This window comes from Rathayibacter sp. AY2B7 (assembly GCF_002931635.1).
Lineage (GTDB): Bacteria > Actinomycetota > Actinomycetes > Actinomycetales > Microbacteriaceae > Rathayibacter.
Map to the genome: position 1 here is coordinate 1 of NZ_PSUC01000199.1, position 2278 is coordinate 2278.

Sequence of the window (2278 nt, forward strand, 5' to 3'; positions counted from 1 at the left end):
TCCGGCATCGCGGTCGACCGCGACGCCGTGCAGAGCGCCGTCGACGAGGAGCTCGCCCGCATCGGCGCGAAGCCCGCCCCGCGCTCCACCGTCCGCGTCTCGACCTCCGGGAGGATCTGATGACCACGAGCAACCGCTTCGTCAACCGGCTCGTCCTGCTCGTCGTGGGGCTCGTGCTCGCGCTGGTCAGCGCAGGAGCCGTCCTGATCGCCGTCTCGCAGCCGGTCCGCGACTCCGTCCTCTCCTTCGCCGACGGCCAGGGCGCGGCCCTGGTCTCGCGCCTCTCCCCCGAGGAGGGCACCGCCTGGAGCGATGCCGCCGTTCTCTGGCCGCTCTACGCCGTCGTCGGGATCTGCCTCCTCGGCATCGTCCTCGCGCTGGTGATGGCCTTCGCCCACGGTCACGGCCGCACCGGCACCGTCCTCCGCGACGAGGCCGAGGGCGCGCCCGCCGGAGGGATCGAGATCGCGACCGGCTTCGCGGAGGACGTCCTCGAGACGGCCCTCGCGGGCCGGACGGAGCTCCTCGACGTCACGGTCGCGGCCTACCGCCACGGCTCCGAAACGGCGCTGAAGGTGCGCGTCCTCCCCCGCGGCGGCGTCTCGCCCCGCACCGTGGTCGACGCCGTGCACCAGGAGGTCGACGCGCTCGACGCCCTGCTCGGCGCCCGCCTGCCGGTCCTGCTCGAGGTCGCCTCGAGCGCCCGGGCCGGCTTCTCCAAGGAGGACCGGGTCGCCTGACCCCGGTCCCGCAGCTTCCCCGGCACCCGCCGGCGGATGGTCACACCGAACAGAAGGAGCCCCTCATGGGTGCAGACGACAAGATCCGCAACGCAGCCGAGAACCTGGTCGGCAAGGCCAAGGAGGCCGTCGGCAAGCTGACGGACAACGAGCGCCTCGAGGCCGAGGGCCAGGCCGACCAGACCAAGGCCCACACCAAGAAGGTCGGCGAGGACGTCAAGGACGTCTTCAAGAAGTGATCTGACCGGAACCACGACGGGGCCGTCACCGCATCAGCGGTGGCGGCCCCGTCGTCGTGCGTGGAGCGGGTGCGTCGAGCGTCAGACGCCCCAGAACATGATCCGGCCGGCGGAGGCCGCGTCGATGCTCTGGTCGTGGTTGTCGGCGGTGTGCGAGGAGTAGAGGATCCTGTCGCCGTCGACGCTGGTCACGACGCCCGTGTGGTCCCAGTCGCCCGAGCCGTCCCAGTCGAACTGGACGATGTCGCCCGGCTTCACCCGGCTCCGCTCGGAGTCGGGGATGGCGGTCGCGCGCTCGGGGTGCGCGGCGAGGTAGGCGTTGAACGCTGTCGACGACGCCCAGGCGGAGCTGTAGCCGCCGGAGGAGGAGTAGCTCCACTCGCCGTCCATCTCCCAGCCGCGGGCGATCAGCGACTGCGAGGTGAAATTGACGCAGTCGTTGCCCGAGATCACGCCGTACTGGGCCGAGTTGTAGTCGTTCCAGTAGGTGGAGAGGTAGTCGAGCTGCGAGGCCAGGCGGCTCGCGTCCAGCGCGGCCTGGGCCTTCGCGGCCTCGATCGCCGGGTCGGGCGTGTAGGCGAAGGTGATCGCCGAGGCGACGACCTTCGTGCTGGCGAGCACGCCGGTCGCGGCGGGGCTGGGAGTGGCGGTCGCGGTCGGGGCGGCGAGGTCGGTCGAGGCCTCGGCCGTCGTGCCCTCCGCGGCGCCCGACGTGTCGACGGCCGGCTGCACCGCGTCGGCCGGGGTCCCGTCGACGGTGACCGCCGCGGCGGAGTCGGTGACCGCGTCGAACGTGATGGCCTGACCGTCGGCGTCGAAGAAGGCGACCGGGACCTCGCCCGCTGCCTCTCCGTCGGCCGGAGGGGCGGTGACCGTGATCTGGTCGGGGTTGTCGACCGCGACGCTGCCCTCGGCCTCGCCGAAGCGCACGGTGGCGACCGAGTCCAGGTTCGATCCCTCGAGCGTCACGCTCGTGCCGCCGGCGACGGTGCCGGAGGTGGTGGAGACGGAGCTGAGGACGACCCGGGCGGAGGCGGTGGTCGCGGGGAGCACGGCGACGCTGGTCGAGGTCGGAGCAGCGGAGGGCGTCGCGGTGGCCGACTCGGCCGAGGAGCCGGTGCCGACGGTGAGGCTCAGGCTCGACGCGACGGCCACGACGACGAGCCCGCCGGAGACGGCGAGCGCCAGCGTGCGCGGGGACGGGCGGAAGAAGGAGGCCCCGCGGCGGGCGGGCGCGGTGCGGAGCCGGTGCCCCTCCGCTTCGCGGCGGTCGCGGCGGGACGAGAACGATCCCTCCGG

Annotated in this window: 3 protein-coding genes; 2 read left to right on the top strand and 1 reads right to left on the bottom strand. The window is 73.2% G+C overall.

The window, feature by feature from the left end:
• Positions 1-119 precede the first annotated feature (119 nt).
• A complete protein-coding gene (locus C5C27_RS17305) occupies positions 120-740 on the top strand; it encodes a hypothetical protein (protein WP_104315019.1) in 621 nt (206 codons plus the stop codon).
• A 65-nt stretch (positions 741-805) separates the two neighbouring features.
• Entirely contained in the window at positions 806-979 is a 174-nt protein-coding gene (locus C5C27_RS17310; protein WP_104226788.1) for a CsbD family protein, read from the top strand.
• An 81-nt stretch (positions 980-1060) separates the two neighbouring features.
• Here C5C27_RS17310 and C5C27_RS17315 read toward each other — a convergent pair.
• A partial coding sequence (locus tag C5C27_RS17315) for an amidase domain-containing protein (protein WP_104315020.1) occupies positions 1061-2278 on the bottom strand: 1218 nt, incomplete at its 5' end.